The organism is Campylobacter concisus, assembly GCF_003049065.1.
GTDB classification, from domain to species: Bacteria; Campylobacterota; Campylobacteria; order Campylobacterales; family Campylobacteraceae; genus Campylobacter_A; species Campylobacter_A concisus_BE.
In genome coordinates this window covers 21147-44223 of the sequence record NZ_PISC01000012.1, presented here as the reverse complement: position 1 = coordinate 44223, position 23077 = coordinate 21147, and the positions used below count along the sequence as shown (strand labels likewise).

21 protein-coding genes are annotated in these 23077 nt (G+C 40.8%); 4 read left to right on the top strand and 17 right to left on the bottom strand.

Annotated elements, in window-relative coordinates; translation table 11 throughout:
- Nucleotide 1 precedes the first annotated feature (1 nt).
- Nucleotides 2-946: an endolytic transglycosylase MltG gene (mltG, locus tag CVS81_RS09095; protein ID WP_103602545.1), complete on the bottom strand. Its 945-nt coding sequence runs from the start codon at nt 944-946 to the stop codon at nt 2-4.
- A gap of 73 nt (nt 947-1019) precedes the next feature.
- On the opposite strand from mltG, the gene CVS81_RS09090 reads away from it, so the two are divergent.
- Entirely contained in the window at nt 1020-3485 is a 2466-nt protein-coding gene (locus CVS81_RS09090) for an AsmA-like C-terminal domain-containing protein (protein WP_107965772.1), read from the top strand.
- Nucleotides 3486-3696: 211 nt separating this feature from the next.
- On the opposite strand, the gene CVS81_RS10065 is transcribed toward CVS81_RS09090, so the two are convergent.
- The 16 genes from CVS81_RS10065 to flgH all read right to left on the bottom strand — a co-directional run bounded on the left by CVS81_RS10065 (nt 3697) and on the right by flgH (nt 19303).
- A complete protein-coding gene (locus CVS81_RS10065) occupies nt 3697-3960 on the bottom strand; it encodes a hypothetical protein (RefSeq protein ID WP_234399553.1) in 264 nt (87 codons plus the stop codon).
- A 195-nt stretch (nt 3961-4155) separates the two neighbouring features.
- Nucleotides 4156-4497, bottom strand: a complete 342-nt coding sequence (hypA, locus tag CVS81_RS09080) for a hydrogenase maturation nickel metallochaperone HypA (RefSeq protein ID WP_021085088.1) — start codon at nt 4495-4497, stop codon at nt 4156-4158.
- Entirely contained in the window at nt 4497-5489 is a 993-nt protein-coding gene (hypE, locus tag CVS81_RS09075) for a hydrogenase expression/formation protein HypE (RefSeq protein WP_103595992.1), read from the bottom strand. Before hypE ends, hypA begins: the two co-directional genes overlap by 1 nt.
- A gap of 8 nt (nt 5490-5497) precedes the next feature.
- A complete protein-coding gene (hypD, locus tag CVS81_RS09070; protein ID WP_107965761.1) occupies nt 5498-6586 on the bottom strand; it encodes a hydrogenase formation protein HypD in 1089 nt (362 codons plus the stop codon).
- Entirely contained in the window at nt 6586-6825 is a 240-nt protein-coding gene (locus CVS81_RS09065) for a HypC/HybG/HupF family hydrogenase formation chaperone (RefSeq protein WP_009293878.1), read from the bottom strand. The genes hypD and CVS81_RS09065 overlap by 1 nt, the downstream gene beginning before the upstream one ends.
- A complete protein-coding gene (hypB, locus tag CVS81_RS09060) occupies nt 6825-7637 on the bottom strand; it encodes a hydrogenase nickel incorporation protein HypB (RefSeq protein WP_021093192.1) in 813 nt (270 codons plus the stop codon). The genes CVS81_RS09065 and hypB overlap by 1 nt, the downstream gene beginning before the upstream one ends.
- 124 nt (nt 7638-7761) lie before the next feature.
- The gene (locus CVS81_RS09055) at nt 7762-8385 is read right to left on the bottom strand and encodes a GDYXXLXY domain-containing protein (RefSeq protein ID WP_107965760.1); all 624 of its coding nucleotides are present in this window, start codon (nt 8383-8385) and stop codon (nt 7762-7764) included.
- Complete coding sequence (locus CVS81_RS09050; protein ID WP_107965759.1) at nt 8382-9647, bottom strand: DUF2157 domain-containing protein; 1266 nt, start codon at nt 9645-9647, stop codon at nt 8382-8384. The genes CVS81_RS09055 and CVS81_RS09050 overlap by 4 nt, the downstream gene beginning before the upstream one ends.
- Nucleotides 9648-10007: 360 nt before the next feature.
- On the bottom strand, nt 10008-10421 hold the full coding sequence (gene nikR, locus CVS81_RS09045) for a nickel-responsive transcriptional regulator NikR (RefSeq protein WP_012001817.1): 414 nt from the start codon (nt 10419-10421) through the stop codon (nt 10008-10010).
- Nucleotides 10422-10466: 45 nt separating this feature from the next.
- Nucleotides 10467-12692: a carbamoyltransferase HypF gene (gene hypF, locus CVS81_RS09040; RefSeq protein WP_107965758.1), complete on the bottom strand. Its 2226-nt coding sequence runs from the start codon at nt 12690-12692 to the stop codon at nt 10467-10469.
- Nucleotides 12676-14148 (bottom strand): hypothetical protein, encoded by a 1473-nt coding sequence (locus tag CVS81_RS09035; RefSeq protein ID WP_107965757.1) that lies wholly within the window; start codon nt 14146-14148, stop codon nt 12676-12678. Before CVS81_RS09035 ends, hypF begins: the two co-directional genes overlap by 17 nt.
- Nucleotides 14145-14687 carry a HyaD/HybD family hydrogenase maturation endopeptidase gene (locus CVS81_RS09030; protein WP_107965756.1) on the bottom strand — a complete coding sequence of 181 codons (543 nt, stop codon included), beginning with the start codon at nt 14685-14687 and terminating at the stop codon, nt 14145-14147. Before CVS81_RS09030 ends, CVS81_RS09035 begins: the two co-directional genes overlap by 4 nt.
- Nucleotides 14687-15367: a Ni/Fe-hydrogenase, b-type cytochrome subunit gene (gene cybH, locus CVS81_RS09025; RefSeq protein ID WP_021089089.1), complete on the bottom strand. Its 681-nt coding sequence runs from the start codon at nt 15365-15367 to the stop codon at nt 14687-14689. Before cybH ends, CVS81_RS09030 begins: the two co-directional genes overlap by 1 nt.
- A gap of 9 nt (nt 15368-15376) precedes the next feature.
- On the bottom strand, nt 15377-17095 hold the full coding sequence (locus CVS81_RS09020) for a nickel-dependent hydrogenase large subunit (protein WP_103634172.1): 1719 nt from the start codon (nt 17093-17095) through the stop codon (nt 15377-15379).
- 9 nt (nt 17096-17104) lie between these two features.
- Nucleotides 17105-18250, bottom strand: a complete 1146-nt coding sequence (locus CVS81_RS09015) for a hydrogenase small subunit (protein WP_107965755.1) — start codon at nt 18248-18250, stop codon at nt 17105-17107.
- A 345-nt stretch (nt 18251-18595) separates the two neighbouring features.
- The gene (gene flgH / locus CVS81_RS09010; protein WP_002940928.1) at nt 18596-19303 is read right to left on the bottom strand and encodes a flagellar basal body L-ring protein FlgH; all 708 of its coding nucleotides are present in this window, start codon (nt 19301-19303) and stop codon (nt 18596-18598) included.
- Nucleotides 19304-19369: 66 nt separating this feature from the next.
- Here flgH and pta point away from each other — a divergent pair, with 66 nt between their 5' ends.
- From pta to CVS81_RS08995, 3 genes are read left to right on the top strand one after another with little or no spacing between them, the layout of a single operon-like run.
- The gene (pta, locus tag CVS81_RS09005) at nt 19370-20737 is read left to right on the top strand and encodes a phosphate acetyltransferase (protein WP_107965754.1); all 1368 of its coding nucleotides are present in this window, start codon (nt 19370-19372) and stop codon (nt 20735-20737) included.
- A 1-nt stretch (nt 20738) separates the two neighbouring features.
- Nucleotides 20739-21932: an acetate kinase gene (locus CVS81_RS09000; protein ID WP_107965753.1), complete on the top strand. Its 1194-nt coding sequence runs from the start codon at nt 20739-20741 to the stop codon at nt 21930-21932.
- A 2-nt stretch (nt 21933-21934) separates the two neighbouring features.
- On the top strand, nt 21935-22999 hold the full coding sequence (locus tag CVS81_RS08995; protein WP_107965752.1) for a tyrosine-type recombinase/integrase: 1065 nt from the start codon (nt 21935-21937) through the stop codon (nt 22997-22999).
- Nucleotides 23000-23077 lie beyond the last annotated feature (78 nt).

The following is a 23077-nucleotide window of genomic DNA, read 5'->3' as shown; positions in this document are numbered from 1 at the left end:
CCTATTTTGCGATATTTTGATTGTGCTCGCTTAAGGTTTTTGAAAAAATGTGTTTTTTCGCCTTTTTATCAAGCACAAAGTATAAATAATCGCTCTTTGCAGGGTTTATCGCCGCTTTTATCGCACTTATAGAGACGCAGCAGACTGGACTTGGCGGTATGCCGTCGTTTAGATAGGTGTTAAACTCGCTCATGTCGCTTCTTATGCGCTCAGCCGTGATCACATCGTGCGAGTAGATGCCATAATTTAGCGTGCCATCCATCTGCAGTCTCATGCCCTTATCTAGGCGGTTATAGATGACTGAGGCGACAAGTGGCATCTCAGCGTCGTTTGCGGCCTCTTTTTGGATGATAGAGGCGATGGTTAAAATTTTAAACCACTTTTTCTCGTTGTATTCGCCAAAAATTTTTCTGCTGATCTCGCTTTGCGCCTTTTTGGATGAATTTACGAGGTAATATGCTAGATGCCTCTCGCTGATGCCAACTGGAATTTTATAAGTATTTGGCATCAAAAAGCCATCACTTACTGGCGCAAGGGCGTTATACTCGCTATTTAGCTTAGCTCCGTCAAGTCCAAGCTGGGCTGCTATCTGGTTTAAAAAAACGATAGTAGTTTCGCCAGGGATGAGAGTGATCTCGGTCATCGCTGCCTTTGCCTTGGCTAATTTTTTTAAAAAATCAATCCTTGAAATTTTATCTTTGCCTATCTCGATCCAGCCAGACTGAGGCGAGCCGATGAAGCGCATGGCATACTTGTCGATCGCGCTTAAGTTAAAGTTGCGATTAGCTAAATAAGATATAATCTCGCCTACACTCCCTTTTGGCACAAAGACGACTTTGCTCGTGTTTATGGGGCGTGCCAAATAGACAAATATGCTTAGGACAACTATGAGTACGATATCAAAGAAAATATCTAGGTATGGCTTTTTTATAAAATTTTTTATCATTTTAATTCTTTCGATTGTTTTGCTTTTAAAATACGGCATAAAAATTAACGATTTCGAGTTTTACGGCGTAAAATTGGAGCAATTATATATAAAGTTAGATAAAAAAATAATTGTAAGGGCAAAGCAGATCAAGCTACCTAAATTTAAACAAAACACAGAGCAAAAAGCTAGCGACAAGCAACTTTTAAACCTTAGTCAAGGTGTTGATTATCTTGAGACCTTTTTTCAAGAAATTTCGCTTGAGAGCGTGCAAATCGGCGATGATTTTAAGATCAAAATTTTATTTTTAGATGATATATTTTTCGTTGATAGCCCTTATCTAAACATCGATATCAAATTTCAAAACGAGCAGCAAGATGGCGTCGATCGCTTTATAGTAAAAAATTTGAGCCTTAAAGATTTTAACGTAAGCATCAGCGGCGAAGGCAGTGCAAATTTTGACAAGGATGACTATAAATTTGATGGAAATTTCACCTCGCACGAGCTAAATGGCAAGCTTAGCTTTGCCTTAAAAGATACGCTTTTAACCTACAAAGCCTACGACGTAAACGCTGGTAGTATCAAGGACTTCATAGACGAGCTTGATAGGCGCATAGAGCTAAACAGCGAGGTAAAAAGCTGGATATATGGCTACATCGTGGCAAACGACTATCATCTAAATGAGATAAACGGAAAGGTCGATATTGCCAAAAATGACTTTTATCTAAACGAGCTAAATGCGACTGCCTATGCTAAAAATTTACTTGTTAAATTTGAAAAAGGCTTGCCAGCAGTAAATGTCGCTGAGGCAAATATCACGCTTAATAACTCAAAGCTTAAATTTGACCTTACAGCGCCTGTTTATAAGGGCAAAAAGCTTGATGGCTCAAACGTCGCGATAAACAACATTTTTGATGAAAAGAGCGCAAATTTGGAGCTTTTTATAAAGACAAATTCCATTTATGATGAGGCTATAAATGATATATTAAGAGCCTATAAGATCATCGTGCCAGTTAGGCAGCTAAGCGGCAAAATGGACGCTAGCTTAAAAATTTTGATAAAGCTTGATGAAAAGAGCTTAGAAAATTTTGATGAAAAAAGCGTCATCGCAAATGGCGATTTTAAGATAAGTGACGCGGTTTTAGATATCGCTGGGAGTAAATTTAACGCTAAAAGTGCCCTTGTAAAGCTTGTAAATACTTCTGTGCTAAACATCGATGCAAGCGGCTTTGGGCTTGATTTTTTCAGAGCAAATGCAAAAGCAGATATAAATTTACAAAAAAGCACCGGCGAGATAAAAGGCGTCATAGAAAGTTTTGATCTAAAAGAAAAAAATGATGAAATTTTAGCCTTTAAAAATGAGCCATTTACTGCACTTCTTGACTTTAGTAAGCCAAGTGAGACCACGCTTAGCATTGAGCCTTTTAGGCTAAATTTAAGCTTTGGTGATGAGAGCATGATAGCTACGAAAAATAGCAACTTCATCATGCAAAACTCCCCAGTTTTAAAGCAAAATGGCGTGCTTGGCTTTGAAGATGTGAGCATAAAGAGCAAGGACTTTACTAATCTTGAAATTTTGGCAAAAGGGCTTAAATTTGACATGCCGTTTTTGGATAAAAATGGCTCAAAATATGATAGTGACGACTTTTTGATCACGGTCTCAAAGGCTGGCGTAAAAGTGCAAAGTGCGAGCAAAAAACTCTCTTTAAATATCGCCGAAAAAGGCATAGAAGCCAAGAGCAACGACCTAAATTTGCTTGTGCTTGATGACAACAGCACAAAAGAGCAAAGCACGCCACTTGAGCTCTTTGCAAAAAATGGCGACATCATCTTGCAAGATCTAAACAAAACCTTGCCATTTACTAGCTTTAGTGCCGAGAAAAATGGTAAAAGCACCTCGCTAAATGGACTAGCAAAACAAGGCAGAGTTGGATATTTTAGCGATGAGAAAAGCATAAATTTAGACGCAACTGATATAAGTGGCGAGTTTATAAATGGTCTTTTAGGCACCAAGAGCTTTGAGGGCGGTAAATTTCGCCTAAAAATGCTTGGAGAAAACTCTAAAAATTTCAAGGCTGAGGTGAGATTTTTTGGCACGTATCTAAAAGACTACATCTTTTATCAAAGACTCTTAAGCTTTTTAAACTCGGTGCCGTCGCTTCTTAGCTTTAAAACACCTGACTTTAACGACAAAGGTTTTACTGTTAAAAACGGCAAAATTTTACTAACTAGAAAGGGCGACTTGATCGAGTTTTTAGCCATTGAGATGATAGGCACGAGCGCAGATATCGGCGGACGCGGCACTATCGATCTAAAGAGTAAAAAGATAAACATCGACCTTGAGCTAAAGATACTAAAAGACGCAAGCGGCATCATCGACAAGATCCCGCTTATCAACCAAATCATCCTTGGCAAAGACCGCTCGCTCTCAACCGTCATCGCCATACGAGGCACGACTGAAAAGCCAGAGTACTCGACGCAGATCTTGCAAGACGCCCTGCTCTCGCCACTAAAGATAATCAGAAACGTCCTGCAAGCTCCGTTTTTGATATTTGAGTAAAGTGTTACGTAAAAATATTGTTTAGTCTGACTTTTACAAAATTTAGGGCGGAGTTTGTCCGCCAATTATTTAGATATCTTGCTGGTTTTTTGTCAAAAAAAACATTTCATTGACAAAACCATCCAACATTTGCGGTTCGATGCCTACTAAAGTTTTACCAACACAAGTTGAAATTCTCGGCGTTTGATCGTCATTTAGCTTATAAAGATTTTCAAAATGAAAATGCTCGGTTTCGAATTTTAACAGCAAGGTCATATAAAATCTTTACTTTTTGATAGTTTAAAAGTTTATTTTTGCGGTTAAATTTAGAATACTTTTTAAAATCAAGCTTATCAAGATTGACGATATCATTGTGGATTTTGGCTTCATCGATGATTTTCGCCCAAAATCCAAAAGTTTGCTTTGAGACAAAGAGATCATCTAGCTCAAAGTAGCCGCCAAAAGAGCTTAAAATATCTACCTTGTTATTATCCACTAAAGCCTTAAAAGCCAAATTTCTAGCGGCAATTTCTAAAATATCAAGCTTTGCAGCCAGCCTGCATTAACAAAAATTCTTTTTATGCTCTTGCTCGTTTTTATAGCTCTTTAGGCGTTTGATTGAGAAAAATTTAAAACTATCCATAAAAATCAATAAATTCATAAAATTTTATGCATTATAATACGTAAAATTTTACTTCATCTCAAGGCGCATAAGATACATATCCTCGCCGTCAGTAACCTTTAAATTTTGACTTTTACACTTTGGACAAGTAAAGTCATTTTCGCTAAGCTCCCCGCCAAATCCACAATCCAAACACTCTACGACAATGCCTTGTAAATTTATGACAAGCTCGGCGTTTTCGCAGATCGTGCCAGCCTTATAAACGTCAAATGCACTCTCCAGATAGTGTGGCTCCACTCCGCTTAAACGGCCAACTTTTATCTCGATCTTGCTTATCTCTTTGGCATTTTCTTTGGCGGCATTTTTCTCGCAAAGGCTGACTAAATTTTGAACGATACTAAGCTCGTGCATTAGCAGATCCTTGGTAGCAGCTCGCCCTTTGGCGGCTCGAGAAATCTTCTTGATTTATAGGCGTTTTCGATGATGACACGCTCGTTTTTGGCCTCCATTACCTCGCCTATTATCATCGCATTTTGATCAAATTCTCTTAAAATTTTAAGCGCATCCTCAGCCTGGCTCTCATCGACAGCCATCACAAAAGTGCCCTCATTTGCAAGCTCATAAGGCTCAAATCCAAATAGCTCACAAACGCCCATCACTTCGTCTGCGACCTTGATGTTTTCTTCAAAAACTAAGATGTCAAATTTGCTAAATTTAGCCCACTCGTTTAGCACCGCACTTAGTCCGCCCCTTGTCGCATCACGCATAGTTTGTGGTTTTATGCCAGCACTAAACAGCTTTAAGACAACCTCTTTTAGGCTCTTGCAGTCACTTTTTAGATCAAGCCCAAGCTCAAATTCCTCTCTTGCAGCAAGCACCACACCGCCGTGTCTGCCAACATCTCCAGAGATGAGAATTTTTGCTCCTGCTTTTAAATTTTTAAGCTCCACACCTTCGCAAACTATCTCGCCGATGCCTGCTGTGTTTATGAAAATTTTATCGCATTTGCCCTTTGGCACGACCTTCGTATCGCCACAAACTACGCTCACGCCGCTATCTTTACAAGTTTTTGCAAGCGAGCCAAGCACCTTTTCAAGCTCTTCTATACTTAGCCCCTCTTCAATGATGAGCGAGCAACTTAGGTATTTTGCGCTTGCTCCAACCATCGCAAGGTCGTTTATCGTGCCGCAAGCCGCGATCTTGCCGATGTCGCCACCGTTAAAAAAAATGGGAGTTACCACAAAGCTATCGGAGCTAAATGCGATCTTGCCGTTTAAATTTAGTATCGCTGAGTCGTTGCTCTGCCTTAAAATTTCGTTATCAAAAATTTTAAATATCGTCTCGTTTATAAGCGAGTTCATCTCCTCGCCGCCGCCGCCGTGGCTTAGCATTATCTTTTTCATTAAATTCCTTAACCAACTCTTGCGTATTTAAAATATGCCGCACAAGCGCCCTCACTTGAGACCATGCACGATCCTATCGGATTTTGCGGGTTGCAGACCTTGCCAAAGACCTTGCACTCTGTCGGCTTTGCTAGCCCTCTTAAAATTTGCCCGCAAATGCAAGCTTTGCTCTCTCCGGCGCTCTCTACGCTGCAGTCAAACTGCACTCTGGCATCAAGATAGGCAAACTCTTCTTTTAGCTTCATGCCGCTTTGCGCTATCTCTCCAAGGCCTCTCCAGACAAAGTCGCACGGCTCAAAATACTTAGCTATGAGCTCTTTTGCCTTGACGTTGCCCTCTTCTTTAACCGCTCTTGCATACTCGTTATAGACTTCATAAGTGCCTGCGTTTTGCTGACGGACTAAATTTAGCACACTTGCCATGATGTCAAGCGGCTCAAAACCGCTAATGGCTATCGGTCTTTTAAACTCGCTCGCTAGCTCTTTGTAAATTTTACTTCCAGTGATGACACTTACATGGCTTGGGCCTAAAAATGCGTCTATCCTCACGTTTTCATCGCTCATTATGGCTCTGACTGGAGCTGGGACGGTCACGTGATTTATGTGAAAGTATAAATTTTTAATGCCCTCTTGCACCACTTTTTCAACCAAATTTGCACTCATCGGAGTCGTCGTCTCAAAGCCAATGGCAAAAAATATGACCTTTTTGTCTGGATTTTGCTTAGCGATATTTAGCGCATCAAGTGGCGTGTAAAGCGCCCTTATGTCGTGCCCCTCGCCGCGAAGCTTTTGCAGGCTTGTCTTTGAGCCAGGCACTCTTAGCATGTCAGCTAGCGTGCAAAAGATCACATTATCCATGCTGGCTAGCTTACAAGCCTCATCTATGCGGCTTTTTGGCATCACGCAGACTGGACAGCCTGGGCCGTGGACGAAATTTATATGCTCTCCAACTAAGCTTGGCAGTGCAAATTTCATAATGCTATGCGTGTGACCGCCGCAAATTTCCATGATATTTAGCGGTTTTACGCTCTCTTTTTGTATGAGTTTTGAAAGGGCTAGGATTAAATTTTTATCGCGAAAGTCATTGATAAGATCCATCAAATTTTCCCCGCGTCCATATCCTCGGCGATCTTTTGATAGACCTCCAAGCTCTCAAGCGCAAACTGCGTATCGATCTTTTGCATAGCGTATCCAACGTGGATTAGCACGTATTCGCCAACTTTTACCTCTTCAGAGATGAGATCTAGGCTTACCTTTCTAGTAACGCCCAGAGTCTCAACTGTGGCGACGTTGTTTTCGTCTATTTCTATTACTTTTGAAGGGATCGAAAGACACATTATCTTAGCTCTTTTTTAAATTCCAAATAACTTATCCATTTATCGATGCCCTCGCCTGTTTTGCTATCTACGACAAAGATATCAACCTTTGGATTTAGCTTTCTAGCGTCGTTTTTCACTCGCTCGATATCAAAGTCAAAGTGCGGCGCAAGCGAAGCTTTAGTGATCAAAAGCACGTCAGCAGCCCTAAACATCACTGGATATTTGCTCACCTTGTCATCGCCCTCTGGCACTGAAAGAAGTACAGCGTTAAAGTGCGAGCCAACGTCGTAGCTTGCAGGGCAGACTAAATTTCCAACATTTTCTATAAAGACTAGATCAAGCTCATTTAGTGGCAGATGATGAAGCCCCTCATGCACCATAAAAGCGTCTAAATGGCAGGTCTGACCTGTGCTTATCTGATGAGCTTTTGCGCCAGCTTTTACTATGCGGTCAGCGTCTTGGTTAGTCTCAAGATCACCTTCAACTACGCCTATTTTAAATTTACCAGCCTTTATCGTAGCCTCCAAAAGTGTAGTCTTGCCAGCGCCTGGGCTACTCATCAAATTTACACAAAGTATCTTTTTCTCATCAAGATGCGCTCTGTTGTGAGCTGCCTCTTTGTCGTTTTCAGAAAGAATTTTCTCTATCACGTCTATGGTTTTGCTCTCGTTTAGCACAGGGTGCGCGTGAGCCTCGTGGCTATGCTCGTGTGCGTCATGAGCGTGATCTGTATGCCCGTCGTGAGTGTGTGGGTGTGAGTGAGTAGTACCATCAGCGTGAGTGTGAGTATGGGCGTGATTTCCCATTGAACAACCGCAGTCTTTACACATTTTCTTATCCTTTTTTATTAATTTTCAGAGATTTTAACGCTTAAATTTAAAAATAAAATTAAAATTTAAGGGCATTTTATACAAATGAGATAAATTAACCCGTTTTTTAATCATCCCTTTAAATTTACCTTTGATCTTGCAAGCGAACTGGCTCTTCAAAGCTCTCGTTATCATCTGTGTAGCCATTTTCATCAAAATTTTCATCACTGCTTCTTTTTTTGCCATTTGGCGTGATGATGATATCTTTTAGCCTTGCTCTGCCATCATCCATCACCATCAAAACAGCAACAGCATCCACATCTTGATCCATCATCTCTCGCTCGGTTTGCTTTGCCTTTTTAGTTGGCATATAAAACTCTTCGATGCCATATTTTACAAATGAATATCCATCAAATTTGCCAGCTAAGAAAAGAGCGCCTTTTGGCTTAGTAAAGCTAAATTTATCAAAAGCGTAAGTGGCATTAGCATCTTGCTTTAAAATGGCGTAAATTTCATCATTTTTTGAGAAATTTCTATCATATATATCTATCTCAACGCCAGTTTTTTCATCAAATTTATACTGCTGCAAATTTGAAAAATCATAGCTCAAGCTCACGTAGTTTCCGCGAAAGAGATCCCTTGGATCGTAGAGATTTACCCTCACTTTTATCTCTTTTCCAAGATAAAGTGGCATGAGCGCGTATGCAAGCATCGCAATTATTAGTAAAATTTGAAAGATTATGGCTAGTATTAGTGATCTTATCTTCATTTTGTACGTCCTTTTTTAGCGGCAACTGCGAGTACGACGAAGGCAAAGACGATAAATAGCGCCGTAGCCCCCAAATAATCGCCTATTAGCTCAAAGTATCTAACCACCGCAACTAAGAATATCATGCATAGTCCAAGCGTTAGCTCGCCATTTTTGATAAGCACGGCAGCGACGATGATGTTTGCTAGCGAGAAGAAGATATTTGCATATCCCACACCCAGACTAAAGACAAATGGCAACGCAAAAAGTATTAAGCCAAGAAGCAGGCCGCTTTTGTTTTTCTCTTTGAAAAATAGTGCAATGCTAGCGATGCTAAATACGGCAAAAACCTTGCCAAAACTGCTATAAAAAAATGCTTTTGCAAACCAAAATTTATCTTCTTCCAGCTCGTAGATATCGCCATTTGCATAAGCTATCAAGCAAACGATCAAGATAATGATGCCAAGATACTTGCCAAAGCCTTTTACAAGGTGCGCTAGCCTATCTCTAAAGCCAGCTAACGTGCTAAAGAGCGCGACAAGTAAAAGCGCGTATGAGAGCGATAAAGTAGCAGCCATCGGCGCTCTAAACATAAGATCATCATAGCCATAAAATTCATCAAACCCACTGATCTTAGCGCAAAGCGAAACGATGTAGAAAAATATATCCGCTAAAAGCACAATCGCAAGAAATGCCGAGTCACTTTTATAAAGCATGTAGGCGCCAAGGGCTATAAAGACGATAAATTCATAAGCAAACTCGCCACCCATGCCCTTTAAAACAAACCAGATCGTCGCAAAAACAAGGCTTTGAGCCACTAGCAAAGCCTTTTTACTAGCAAAAGAGAGCGCCATCGCTCCAACGCTCCAGAGCAAAACTCCACCGCTTGGCTCGTCGCTAATATTATAAATTTGAGCGATAAGCGCTATGGCTGCTCCGTAGCAGAAATTTCCCAAAAAGAGCGTAGCCGTGCCAAGCTTATCTTTGCCCTTTTTGAGATAATAAACTCCGCCAAAATTTAAAAGAGCAAGCACTCCAAAGATGATGACAAGGCGCCCCATCCTTGGTATCTCCTCCCAGTAGGCTCCAACTAGGGTAAAAAATGCCAGCGCGAAAAAGAGATAGGCAACCAACTTTAAAATAAAGCTAGTCTTCTCGCTATGAGCGTTTAGATCTATATCATATAAATTTGCTATCTTTAAAGCGGTGGCCTTATCGACCACATCCTCTTTTTGCCAGCGATCTAGCTCTTTGGCTAGAAAATTTCTATTGTAAAAATTCATCTTTCATTCTCTTTAAATGACATTTTTTTGTGGCTAATGATAGCATACAAGTGCCAAAAATGCTAGAACAAAAATAAAGCAAAAAAAGGGGAGAAATTTAAAGCCAAAAAACTTGGGCGGGCTTTTGCAAATTTAGCTTTAGCCAAAGCCCAAGTAAAAACAAACGGTCATCAAACTTTCGCCACAAAAAAGATATCAGGCAAGCAAGAAATAGCAAAACCCAATAACAATTTGCAAAAATGGATCACAAAAACTGCTAAAAACTACCAAAAAGACAAAAATAAGACAAGCTATGCAGCCAAGTAAGCGCTGCTAGCTATTTACAAAAAACATAAATTAAGAGCCAAAAAAGCTTTTAGCTTAAAATTTAGGCACAGCGGCCTTTGTAAGTTTAGAAAACTTAACACCCTTTAAGCCAGCAATCCTGTCAGCAAAGCGCTCTATCTTGCTAGCCTCACCTCTTATCGAGATCGTTTCTAAGCAGTTGTGGTGATCGACATGAACGTGATTTGTGCAGATGATCTTCACATCAGAGTCATGCTCGATATCCATTTTTTTATTCACCAAATCGTTGTGATGATGCACATAAATGAGCGTCAAAACCCCAATCAACTCCTCGTCAGCGTCCTTCCAGCTATCGTTTACGATCTTTTCACGGATCAAATCCCTTGTAAATTCACTCCTAGAAGCGTAGCCTTGTTCGCTAACTTTTCTATCTAGTTCGTCTAGCAATTGACTAGGCAAAGAAACACTAAAACGTATAACACTATCCATTTTTTGCTCCTTTCTCGTTTGATTACCGTTTATAATCATTATACATCACTTATTAGAAAATGTGGATAAATAATAATAAATTTGCCCTAAATTTACGTTAGAATCGTTACTGCAGAATTTTTTATTGATATAAAATTTCAAATTTGCTTTAGTAAATTTTTTGTAAATAAGTTCAAGCAAAGTCTTATTTTGAAAAACTCCACCACTTAGTAAAATCTCTTTTTTCTCATTTTTAGAAATTTCAAAAATAATATCAGTCATGCCATTTATAAATGCCGTTGCCGCCACTCTTGGCTCATCTTTTAAAGCACTTTTAAAGGCATCTTTAAAGCCGATAACTCCGTCGTTTAGGCTAAATTTGTAACATGCATCTAAATTTTTATCATAAAGTGCCTCAAGCCTCATGCCACTCTCGCCCTCAAAACTTGAGTGAGAAATGCCACATATTATCGCACCAAACGCGTCAAATATCCTACCAACCGAGCTAGTTTTTACTAAATTTAGCCCCCTTTGCTCCATAATCTTGAAATTTCTAAGCACCTTTTCATCAAAATTTACTAAAAATTTACGCCCCTCGTCCTCAAGCTCATACTTTAAAATAATAGAAAAAGCGATGAGGTAGATATTTTTTATGCTATTTTCGCCGCCAAATAAGCTAAATTCATCAAAGTGACAAACCCTTTTGTGGCTTTTTTTATCCAGCCTAAAAACCTCGCCACCCCAAATTTTGCCATCCTCTCCGTACCCTGTGCCGTCAAAACAAAAGCCAAGATACTCTTTGTCTGGCAAATCATTTTCAAAGATCACACTTAGCAAATGTGCGTAGTGATGCTGCAGATAAACTAGCTCAAAGCCCTGATCCTTCGCCCATTTTGTATTTAAAAAATTTGGATGCAGATCGGCTATGACCTTGTCTATTTTTAGATCATAAGTCCTTTCAAAAAGGGTGAAAATGTCCTTAAACCTATCAAAAGTCGCCACGTTTTTTAGATCGCCAATATATGGGCTAACCATCAAAAGTCCGTCTTTGTAGATGCAAAATGAGCTTTTTAGCTCCGCTCCAAGGGCTAAAAATGTCCCTTTTTGCTTAAAATTTGTATGGATGAAATTTGGATTTAGCCCGCGGCTCGTCCTTGTAAAAATCACTTCATCTCCAACGCAAAATGCGATACTATCGTCACTTGGCGAGTAAATTTCTCGGTCGTGATCAAGGTAAAAGTCTATGACATCACCTAGTTTTTCTCTTAGCTCGCTCTCATCTTTTATCACAACTTCGCCTGAGATGTTTGCGCTAGTTGCGATGATGTCGTGCTCTAAATAATCAAATAGCAAAAGATGTATGCCGCTAAATGCGAGCATGACACCAAGCTTATTTAAATTTGGTGCGACACTTTTTGCGATATTTGAGCCGTTTTTTGCCTCCAGTAGGACGATTGGCTTTAAATTTGAGCTAAGAAGCTTTGCCTCCGCTTCTGAAATTTGCGCTATTTTTCTGGCGTTTTGCAAATTTTTACTCATCAGCGCAAATGGCTTGCTTGGGCGGTGTTTTCTAGCTCTTAGCTCGCAAACTGCGGCTTCATTTGTCGCGTCGCAAACTAGATGAAAGCCACCAAGCCCTTTAATGGCTAAAATTTTACCCTCGTTTATGAGCCTAGCCGCCTCTTTGGCTGCTTCGTTTTTACTGGCAAGCACTTTGCCAAATTTATCTTTTAGATAGAGTTTTGGCCCGCAGTTTGGGCAAGAGATCGGCTCTGCGTGGTAGCGGCGGTTAAGCGGGTCTTTATACTCGCTCTCACAAAACTCGCACATCTTAAACTCGCTCATCGTCGTATTTACCCTGTCATAAGGCAATGCTTTGATGATGGAAAATCTCGGTCCGCAGTTGGTGCAGTTTATAAATGGGTATTTGTAGCGTGGATTTGTAGGGTCATGAAACTCGCGCAAGCAGTCATCGCAAAGTGCGTAATCAGGCAAGATAGGCGCTTGTTTGGTAGCGCTTTTTGAAGCGATGATCTCAAGCTTTTCATAAATTTTATCTATCTTAAATTTCTTTAGCTCATCGATCCTAGCAAGGGCTGGTAGCTTCTCATAAAGCTCTTTTTCAAAAGCCAAAAAGCTAGCCTCTTCGCCGCTAAAATTTAGCTTCACGCCCTCATCATCGTTGTAAATTTCGCCAACTAGCTTAAATTTGTCCGCCAAAGTATAGACAAAAGGTCTAAAGCCAACGCCTTGAACTAAGCCTTTGATCTCATATCTAAAGCTTGATCTCAACGCCAAATCCGGGGTCAAAATTTGTTTTTATATTTGGGTTTAGGTGCTTTTTTATCAAGTTGCTAACTACCTTATTATAAAATAAATCCCCGCTTAAAGTAACATTTTTGATGTTAAATTTATCTCGTTTTTCATAGCTAAAATCGCTCAAAAAATGCGCCAAAGACTCGGTGCAACCAAAGCTGATGTTCTTCTCCCCAGCGCCAGCAAGGATAAATGAAATGATACTTTTTACAAACTTAACCCCGTCTAAACCAAAGTCATCTTTCATTTTATAATCGATCCTAACGCCCTTTTGACCACTAAAATCGCTTGCCATAAGAAGCAAATTCTCCCCTGCTTTTTTAAACTCATCACTTAAGCCAAGCAAGCATCCAGCTATGCAAAATAGCGAGAAAAAGCTAGCATCTGAGCTAAATTTACCACTTGGCAAGACGTGCTCTTTACTAAAGTTTTCAAGTAGTCTTTCGCCGCTCTCATCAGCTCTTATGAGCTCATAAATTTCTTCAAAGCTGCTAAATTTTGGCAAAAATAGAAGCTGCGTTTTGCTTGATTTTGAAAGCAGGCAAATTTCATCATCGCCAAATTTGCTAAATTTTAGCCCCAAAGCCACTTCGCCAAAACTCTCAAGCTCAAATTCCTCATATTTTGTATAAAAAAATGGGCTTAAAAGTGCGCTGTTTTCAAGTAAAGCAAGCCTTAAAAGAGTGCTTTTTTGCTTCTTTACAGAAACGCTTAAAAAGCTAAAGCCATCTTGATTTAGCTGCTCGCAAAGGGCGTAAAGAAAAAGGTCATTTGGCGCCATCACGTCAAAAAATAGCGGTGCGCTCTCGTGGTTTTGCCTATAGATGGCTGTCGTTTTTAGCGATAAAAGTGGCTTTTCAAAGCTAGCAAGCGCGATCTGTGCCCTATCATCGGCGATAAAAATTTTTGGTAGCTGCTTTAAATTTACAGGCATCAAGAAATTTGCATCAAATTTTACCCCAAGAGAAATTTCATATAAATTTTCATCTTGCTCTATGCAAGCATTTTTGCCGTTTTTTAATAAATTTAGGCAAGTTTTTAGCTTTTCAATAAAATTATCAAGTGTTATCTCGCCATCAAATTTACTCCAAGAGAGCACGCCACTTTCATTTAAAATAGCCTTGCCATTAGCCAAAAATGCCGCCGCTTGAGATGGGCTAAGCGTGCCAAATTTTATCTTTTTAATCTCATCTGTCACGTCAAGCTCATCTGCCACATCAACCTCGCTATGCTTTATAAAAAGGCTATAGGGCAAAATGGCGCTAGCTCTGTCTGCTAGGGCGCTAAGCTCATTGGCAAAGCCACTTACTTTTAGGCAAATTTGATCATTTTTGCAGCTTATGGAGTGCTTAAGCTCTTTAGCTAATGAGCATAAAAATGGCGCCAAAAAGGCTGGGTCTTTAAGGCAGTCAAATTTAAAAGCAAGTATCATTTTAAACCTTTTTTGGCGTAGTCATCGAGGGTGTCGTTTAGGGTGAAATTTGCCACCTTTTCGCACTTAAAATCAAGCTCTTTTAAGTGTTCAAGTAGCGTTTTTTCTAGGATGTTAGAAGCTTTTATCACTTCATCTGAGAGGCTAAAATTTGATGATTCTATGCGGCTAGGCACGATGCCTAAGATTTTGGTTGTCGGTCTATCACCTGCAAGCTCCATTAGATGAAGGGTTTGCAGCATCTCGATCTCGTGAGCCGAGCCGTCCCAGCTGATAAAATTTGGCATGTTTAGAAAGTCAAAAAAATAGACATCGCCCACGCTTGCGCCATTTGCGCTAATGCAATCAACGACGATAAGATAGTCAAATTCGCTTATTATGTGAGTTAGAGCGAGGGCTAAAGTGCCCCCGTCCATTAGAGTAAGCTCGTTTTTAGAACTTGTAAATTTATAGTTTTTTGCCATCAAATTTACAAAATGAACACCTATGCCCTCATCAGCAAACATAACGTTGCCAATGCCAAGAACTAGCACTCTCATCAGTGTTCTTTTACAAATTTATAGCCACTTACGATGGCGTCCATCGCTCCATTTTTACCTTTAACGGCGTTAAATATCGCCATATAAACGTGAATTGGCACAAATATCATGATGATCCACATGCAAATTCTATGTATCGTTCTAACATTTGCTAGTCCGCCCATAAGCTCTTCAAAGTATCTCGCTGGCTCGTAGATCGCTCCGCCAAGTCCATTGTGATAAACGTGAGCGTAAAGCACTAGGCCAGTTAGGCAGATGAGTGCCAAGATGACATAAAAGAAAAAGTATGAGGCAAACTGCAATGGGTTATAAACGCCCCTTAAATGCGGGTGTGGCCCCATAAAGATGTAGTACTTGATCTGCGCTATCCAAACTTTTGGACTTAAAAAGTCAAGCACGCTCATCCACTCTTTTTTGCTGTGTTTATCAAAGACAAATAGATAGAATTTAAAGATAAATACTGCTATTAGCACAAAGCCAGCGACCTGGTGCGCCAAACGCCACTTTGCTTGCATGAAATTTGTAGGCTCGCTCGTGATCTCTGGGCTCATAAAAACATAAGAGATATAGTAGCCACTAACCACCAAAAGCGTGATAGCTACAAATCTAATCCAGTGTGTCAGCCTAACGCCGATGGAGAATTCATATTCGCTGATCCTGTCAGGATTTTTATGTGACATCTTTTCTCCTTACAAATTTGGATTTATCTTATAAGTACTCAAATCATTTCCCTTCGTGTCCATAACATGCACGGCACACGCGATGCAAGGGTCGTAAGAGTGAATTTTTCGTATTATCTCAAGTGGTTTTGAAAGATCAGCGATCTTCATACCAACTAAGCACGCCTCGTAGCTGCCCATCTGACCTTTGGCATCTTTTGGAGAGGCGTTCCAAGTGCTTGGCACGACTGCTTGCCAGTTTGAGATGACGCCATCTTTTATGCGGCACCAGTGGCTTAGCGCGCCTCTTGGAGCGTTGCCTTTGAAGTGGCCTTTATACTCTTTACTATTATCTATGACATATTTTGCGCAGGTCTCTTGATCTGTCTTTAAATTTTCGATCAAGGCATTAAATGCGTCCATCGTGTGCTCTGCAACCACTTTTGCCTCAAGCATACGAGCAGCGGTTCTGCCTAGAGTTGAGAAAACCGCACTTAGTGGCAAGCCACTCTTTGCTAAAAACTCATCGACTACTTTTTTAACTCTCTCGTTGCCTTTAGCGTAGTTTATGACGATGCTTGCGATCGGTCCTACTTGCATAGGCATGCCGTCATATCTTGGCGCTTTGATCCAGCTATATTTGCCCTTTGTATCAAAAAGCTTGCTGTGAGCCAGCTTGCCCTCGCCATCTATGCTCTCACCATCGACAAGACCAGTGTAGTTTGCCTCTGTCTCGCCGTCATAAGGGTGAAGTGCTTTGTCATTTTTATACCAAGCTCTTGTCGCCTCTTCTGTGATCTTGTCTTCGTCTATGTCATAGACCTTGCTTAGATCGCCATTTAAGATGATACCGCCTTTAAATAGATGGTCATTTTTGCCGATCAAAAACTCATCGTAACAGAATAAATTTGATACGCCAACATCGTTTAGAACGCTTGGCTCGTTTGCATAAGCCTTAGCAGCCATCAAAATATCTGGGTAGTAAGCTCTATCGACAAATTCTTTGATCTCAGCAAATTTACTCATATATTCGCCCATTCTAGCTGGATCCATAAGGTCCATCACGCAGGTCACGCCGCCAACTGTTAGGCTTTGTGGGTGTGGATTTTTCGCGCCAAAGATAGCCATCATTTGAGCTGCTGTTCTTTGGATCCTAAGGCACTCAAGATAGTGAGAGAGGACGATTAAATTTTGCTCCGGAGTAAATTTATATGTGCTATGTCCCCAGTATGCGTTGGCAAATGGTCCAAGGTTGCCCTTTTTAACAAAGGCTTCAACCCTCTCCTTTACCTCTTTTAGCTTATCTGCGCCTGTTGCAAATGGCGTGCTTGTGTATTTAAACGCCTCTTCACTAGCTTTATGCACATCAGCACTTAGTGCAGAGACGACGTCCGCCCAGTCCATGCCGTGAAGCTGATAAAAGTGCACGATGTGATCGTGAAGATATAAAGCTGCATTCATAAGCGTTCTAGTTAGCTCTGCATTTAGCGGAGGCTTGATACCAAGGGCATTTTCAACTGCGACTATGCCAGCTCGGTAGTGTGAGTATGTGCAAACGCCGCAAATTCTTTGCATAAAAAAGCCAGCATCTCTTGGGTCTCTGTTTTTTACTATCTGCTCTAAGCCCCTCCAAAGAGTTGAGCCAGAGTAAGCCTCTTTTACAACGTTGTTTTCATCGACTACGACTTCTATTCTTAAGTGCCCTTCGATACGTGTTATAGGGTCTATTACTATTCTTTTTTCACTCATTTTTTCGCCTTATTCTTTATCTTTACTCATACAAGCTAGTGCAGCGTGAGCCGCTATACCAATACCAGCTAGAGCTAAAATTCCAATGCCTATTTTATCGCTTACATTATCAGCGCCAAGTCCCAAAACAGTGTCAAACAGCCTATCAGCCATAGGCTCTTCAAAAGGCCCCATCGTATCCCAGAAGTCTGGCTCTGAGCAGCCTATACAGCCGTGACCTGCCTGAACTGGCCATGATGTGTGCTGGTTAAATCTCTCGCGTGAGCAGTTATTAAATGTATATGGGCCTTTACAGCCTACTTTGTATAAGCAGTAGCCATTTTTTGCGCCCTCGTCGCCAAAGCTTTGGACAAACTCGCCTGCATCAAAGTGACCACGTCTTTCACAAAGATCGTGAATTCTTAAGCCATAAGCCCATTTTGGTCTGTTATAAACATCAAGTGCAGGCAAGGTGCCAAATAGCAAGTAGTGAAGCACGTTGCCAACGATGTTTTTCTCGCTTGGAGGACAGCCTGGCACGTTTATGACTGGCTTATCAGTCACCTTTGAAAGACCGACTGAATTTGTTGGATTTGGCTTAGCTGCTTGGATACCGCCAAAGCTAGAACAGGTGCCAATGGCAAAGATAGCAGCCGCGTTAGCAGAGGCATTTACGGCGTGAGTTTTGCCGCTTGTGCCGTGAGGTCCAACTGTTAAAAAGTGCTCAGTAGCTCCCGTTGGGACGCCACCCTCAACTAGCAAGATATATCTGCCTTTATATTTTTCTATCGCATGCTCTAAATTTTCTTCAGCTTGCCAGCCAGCAGCTGCCATGATAGTTTCGTGGTATTCAAGGCTTATGTAGTCAAATATAAGGCTATCTATGCTTGGAGCGTCAGTTCTTAGCAAGCCCTCGCTACAGCCAGTACATTCTGCCATGTGAAGCCATATCACAGGGAGCCTATCGCTTAGCTCAGCAGCACGAGCAACCATTGGTGTCATCGCGCTTGGCAATGCCATAAAAGCTGTCATCGCACCAGCCCACTTCATAAAATCACGCCTAGCAAAGCCCTTATCTTTTAAAAGCTGCGCAATACTAGTGTCATTTTTCATCTTAGGCAATGCACTAAGTTCGCTTAAGCGTCTATTTATCTTTTGACGCAAGTCATTATTCATATAAGCTCCTTCGTTTGAAATTTGTTTTATGTGTATAGTATCTTTGTTTTAAAAAGAGTAAAATTATTTTATATTATTAGTGATTATATTTAAATAAATTTTAATAATAAAATTTTAAATGGCTTTTATCAATATCTTTAAAATATGCTGCAAAATAATATTTAAAAAATATTTGTCTTATTTTTTAGAATTTTTATAACTTAAAGCCAATTTTTCTGAAAGTAAATATCAATTAAATTTTAATAATTTTTAAAAAATATAATTTAGTGTTTTTAAGAAGAGTGAAATTTAAGGTATAAAATTACAAAAGCCTAAACGGGTTAAATTTAGGCTTTTAAATTTGCATTAAAATGGCCAGATAGCCTCCATAAGCCTTGTGCCCCAAGGTTTTTTGGTTGATTTGTCTAGCTCGCCCTCGGTTTTATACAAAATTTTGGCGTCAGCTATGTATTTTGAGTCGATTTCGTTGTTTTGCGAGATGTCGTAAGGTCTGATGACGCCACTTACTTGCATGATCTGCTTTTCGCCGTTTATAAGTAGCTCGCGGCTGCCCTCGATGAAGTAGTTGCCATTATTTAGGATCTTGATGATCCTAGCTGAGATGGTCGCGGTAAATTTCTCGCTTCTGTTGCTCGTGCCACTACCTGTAAATTTATTGCCGCCACCTGCTTTAAAGCCGATGTCACCGTATTTGTTTAGATTATCAGCCACGGTTGAAAGCGGTGCAGCTCCAGCTGTGAAAACGCCACCACCAAGCGAAATGGTGCTATCCTTGTTGGTGCTTTTGCTACCGCTTGAAATTTGACTTGCGTTTTCTGAGATGACGATGGTTACGATGTCATTTACATTCATCGCCTTTCTATCTGAAAATAGCGGATTTTCGCCCTTGCCAAAGAGGCTGCCGGCGTTGCTTTGACCGCTGCCACTATCTTTTGAAGGGAGTTGCTCGACATAAACTGGAGGTTTCATATTGATGTGAGGATCTGCACTTGGGGTGCAACCTGTGTAAAAAATGCCCGCAAATGTGACGAGCCAAATCTTTTTATAGTTCATAAAATGCCTTAAAATAAGTATCTTTGTGCTAAGATTAAGCAATTTAAGTTCCCAAAAAGGTCACAAATGAAAAGTTGTTACATTTTTTCAGACAAAAATCTAGCATATTTGCAAGAAATTATAGCTACAAAATTCAAAAAAGTTGAGATCTTTAAGATAACTCCAGACGAAAATGACAAAAAAAATCTAATAAATTTAAATGAAAAGGAGTTTTTTTTAAAATTTATAGATAAATTTGAAGAGATAAAGGCCAAAAGTGACTTCGTCATAGTCGTTGGCTGTGAGGGCTTTAGCCTCTTTGGCAAGAGCGAGCTAAATTTAAAACTAGCTAGAAATTTAAACGCGCCTATTTTTGACGAAAATGCAAGCGAGCTAAGGGCGCTAAATTTAAACTCAAAGCTTCTAGTAACTAATAAATTTGATGAAATTTTAAGCTACGAGCACGAGATCATCACGCCATTTAAATTTCAAAGCTTGCTTCTAAAAAGAGCCAAAGCGGCAAACAAAACAGTCGTTTTGCCTGAAAGTGATGATGAGAGAATTTTAAAAGCAGCTCATATCGTGCTAGAAAAAGGTGCGGCAAATATCATCTTACTTGGACTTGAAAGCGAGATTTCAAAAAAGGCAGCCACTTTGGGGCTAAATTTAAGCAAAGCCAAAGTGCTAAACCCTGCGCAAAACGAGCTAACAGATGAATTTGCAAAGAAAATTTATGAGCTAAGAAAACATAAAGGCGTGGATGAAACCAAGGCAAACGCACTTGCGAAAGATAAAATTTACTTTGCCACGATGCTAATACATGAAGGCATAGCTGATGCTTTGGTAAGTGGCGCTACGATGAGCACGGCTGATACGATCCGCCCAGCCCTTCAGATCATAAAAACAAAGCCAAATGTAAGTGTGGTAAGCGGGGCATTTTTCATGGCGCTTGAAGAGGAAATTTTACTCTTTGCAGACTGCGCCGTCACGCCAAACCCAAGTGCAGACGAGCTAGCTAGCATCACGCTAAGTAGCGCTCAAACAGCAAGCGCCTTTGGTCTTAGCTCAAAAATCGCCATGCTAAGCTACTCAACAGCTGATAGTGGCAGCGGGGCTGATGTGGAGTTTGTAAAAGAGGCTGCCAAAAAAGCAAGCGAGCTTGATGCGAATTTAAAAATAGCTGCGCCAATTCAGTTTGACGCGGCGGTTGATCTAAGCGTGGCTAGCAAAAAGATGCCAAATTCCGATGTCGCTGGGCAGGCAAATGTCTTTATATTTCCAAATTTAAACTGCGGAAACATCTGCTACAAGGCAGTTCAGCGAAGCGCAAACGCCCTAGCAGTAGGCCCAATACTTCAAGGGCTAAAAAAGCCAGTAAATGATCTAAGCCGCGGCTGCCTCGTCGAAGACGTGGTAAATACCATCTTAATAAGCGCGATACAAGCAGGAGAGTGATATGAGAATTTTAGTTTTAAACTCAGGTAGCAGCTCGATAAAATTTCAACTTTTTGAAATGCAGACAAAAACAAGCCTAGCAAGCGGTCTAGTCGAGCAAATCGGCAGCTCTAGCTCAAGGGCGGTGCTAAAGGCAAATGGCGAAGTTTATGAGATAAAACGCTTTATAAAAGACCACCACGACGGACTTGAGGTGATGAACGAGCTCTTTACCACCTCGCATACACTGCACGATCTAAGCGAGCTTGACGGCATCGGACACAGGATAGTGCATGGCGGCGAGAGCTTTTTTAGTTCGATGATCGTTGATGAGAGCGTCATCAAAAAGATCGAGGAGATAAGCCCACTTGCCCCACTTCACAACCCAGGGCACCTTGCTGGCATCAAAAACGCGATGAAAGAGAGCAAAAATGTGCCTCACGTGGTCGTTTTTGACACTGTGTTTCATCAAAGCATGCCAGAGTACGCCTACCGCTACGCCCTACCATACGACGTTTGCAAGACCCATCACATCAGAAAATACGGCTTTCACGGCACTTCACACAGATATGTCTGCAAGCAAGCTGCCAAAATGCTTGGCATAGAGTTTGATAAATTTAACGCTATCTCGCTTCACTTAGGCAACGGCGCCTCAGCTTGTGCGGTGCAAAATGGCAAAAGCATCGACACTTCAATGGGTCTTAGCCCACTTGAAGGGCTCATAATGGGCACAAGAAGCGGCGATATGGACCCAGCCGTAGTCATCTATCTGCTAAATATCGGCGTTTTAAAGTGGAACGAGATCGATAACTTCTTAAACAAAAAAAGCGGACTTTTTGGAATTTGTGGCTCAAGCGACATGAGAGAGGTCGTAGCTAAGATGCAAGACGACGAGCGCGCAAAGCTTGCGTTTGAGATGTTTTGCTACCGAGTGAAAAAGTATATCGGCTCATACTACGCCATTTTAGGGCGTGTTGATGCTCTTATATTTACCGGCGGTATCGGCGAAAATGCGCCAAATACAAGGCAAAAAATTTGTGATGACCTAAAGCATCTTGGCATCCACATCAACCACGAGCTAAATTTCTCTGACAAGCGAGGCGAGAGGTGCATAGATGAAGACGGCGCTAAGATAAAAACGCTCATCATCCCAACCAACGAAGAGCTTGAGATCGCCATAGAGACAGCCAGAGTGATAAAAGAGAGAACGCTTTAAGCATGAAATTTCCACTTGACTGCAAAGATAGTTTTGAGAGCTCATTTATCTTTTGGCTCACAAGATATGTCAAATTTAAACTTAGCTCGCTTTCAAACAAGGAGCTAAGAGACCCAAAGGCGCTTGCAAGTGTAAATTTCGCCCTAAGCCGCGAGATAAAAAACATAGGGCAGCTTGATGGGCTGGTAAAAAGCGCAAGAAATGCAGGGCTAACTGGCATAAATACCTACTTTAACCCGCTTAAAAAGATATATGAGACGATGAAATTTTATGAGCTTAGCAGCCTAAAGCAGATCGATGAAGAGCTGCTAAGTGAAATTTTAGCTAGCACAACTGGCGGACTAAGTGATGCGAGCAAGAAAAACTACCGAATTTCAGTGATAAATTTCTTTGCCTTTTTAGACAAGCAAAACGAAGAGGACGGCAAGGCTCATGTTTTTGATATAAATTTAAAAAACTGGGGCGGCGTTAGTGGTAACAAAGGTCAAAAGCTGCCTGAGTTTATGGGCGAAGAGGAGGTCAAGAAATTTCTTGAAGCGATCGAGGAGAGCGACTTTAAGCAAAACTCAAACCGCAACAAGCTCATCATAAAAATCATCATCTTTACTGGCATTCGTGTGAGCGAGGCGCTAAATTTAAAGAGAAAAGATATCACCGAAGATGGCGATCTTTTTATCATTAGGATCCGTGGCAAAGGCAACAAATACCGCATCGTAATGATAAAGCGCCACCTAATCGAAGCTCATCTAAACGCAATCGCCATAAACTACATCAACAAAGAGGGCTACCTTTTTATAAATAAAAAAGGCACAAGGCTCACGCAGGCTTATGTTAGCCGTATCGTGGAGCAAATTTTATTTAAAGCAGGCATCAGAAAAGAGAAAAACGGCGCTCACATGCTGCGCCACACCTTTGCAACTATGCTTTATAAAAAGCAAAAAGACCTCGTGCTAGTGCAAGAAGCCCTTGGACATGCAAGCCTAAATACCTCGCGAATTTACACGCACTTTGATAGTGACAAGCTAAAACTCGCTGCAAAAGTGGCTGAGGATCTGGCAAATGAGTAAATTTAAATCAAATTTTATACATCAATAGCGAAAAAACTCAAATTTATCATTTTGTTATTGTAAGACAAGTTGTCAAAG

Bases quoted from the DNA above. Each gene is read 5' to 3' on its own strand.
- hypD (WP_107965761.1), bottom strand. From the start codon at position 6,586: ATGGATCTTATCAATGACTTTCGCGATAAAAATTTAATCCTAGCCCTT.
- CVS81_RS09035 (WP_107965757.1), bottom strand. From the start codon at position 14,148: ATGATACTTGCTTTTAAATTTGACTGCCTTAAAGACCCAGCCTTTTTG.
- CVS81_RS09050 (WP_107965759.1), bottom strand. From the start codon at position 9,647: ATGAATTTTTACAATAGAAATTTTCTAGCCAAAGAGCTAGATCGCTGG.
- CVS81_RS08995 (WP_107965752.1), top strand. From the start codon at position 21,935: ATGAAATTTCCACTTGACTGCAAAGATAGTTTTGAGAGCTCATTTATC.
- cybH (WP_021089089.1), bottom strand. From the start codon at position 15,367: ATGTCACATAAAAATCCTGACAGGATCAGCGAATATGAATTCTCCATC.
- mltG (WP_103602545.1), bottom strand. From the start codon at position 946: ATGATAAAAAATTTTATAAAAAAGCCATACCTAGATATTTTCTTTGAT.
- CVS81_RS09030 (WP_107965756.1), bottom strand. From the start codon at position 14,687: ATGAGAGTGCTAGTTCTTGGCATTGGCAACGTTATGTTTGCTGATGAG.
- CVS81_RS09000 (WP_107965753.1), top strand. From the start codon at position 20,739: ATGAGAATTTTAGTTTTAAACTCAGGTAGCAGCTCGATAAAATTTCAA.
- CVS81_RS09055 (WP_107965760.1), bottom strand. From the start codon at position 8,385: ATGAAGATAAGATCACTAATACTAGCCATAATCTTTCAAATTTTACTA.
- CVS81_RS09020 (WP_103634172.1), bottom strand. From the start codon at position 17,095: ATGAGTGAAAAAAGAATAGTAATAGACCCTATAACACGTATCGAAGGG.
- CVS81_RS09065 (WP_009293878.1), bottom strand. From the start codon at position 6,825: ATGTGTCTTTCGATCCCTTCAAAAGTAATAGAAATAGACGAAAACAAC.
- CVS81_RS09015 (WP_107965755.1), bottom strand. From the start codon at position 18,250: ATGAATAATGACTTGCGTCAAAAGATAAATAGACGCTTAAGCGAACTT.
- hypB (WP_021093192.1), bottom strand. From the start codon at position 7,637: ATGTGTAAAGACTGCGGTTGTTCAATGGGAAATCACGCCCATACTCAC.
- hypA (WP_021085088.1), bottom strand. From the start codon at position 4,497: ATGCACGAGCTTAGTATCGTTCAAAATTTAGTCAGCCTTTGCGAGAAA.
- pta (WP_107965754.1), top strand. From the start codon at position 19,370: ATGAAAAGTTGTTACATTTTTTCAGACAAAAATCTAGCATATTTGCAA.
- hypE (WP_103595992.1), bottom strand. From the start codon at position 5,489: ATGAAAAAGATAATGCTAAGCCACGGCGGCGGCGGCGAGGAGATGAAC.
- flgH (WP_002940928.1), bottom strand. From the start codon at position 19,303: ATGAACTATAAAAAGATTTGGCTCGTCACATTTGCGGGCATTTTTTAC.
- nikR (WP_012001817.1), bottom strand. From the start codon at position 10,421: ATGGATAGTGTTATACGTTTTAGTGTTTCTTTGCCTAGTCAATTGCTA.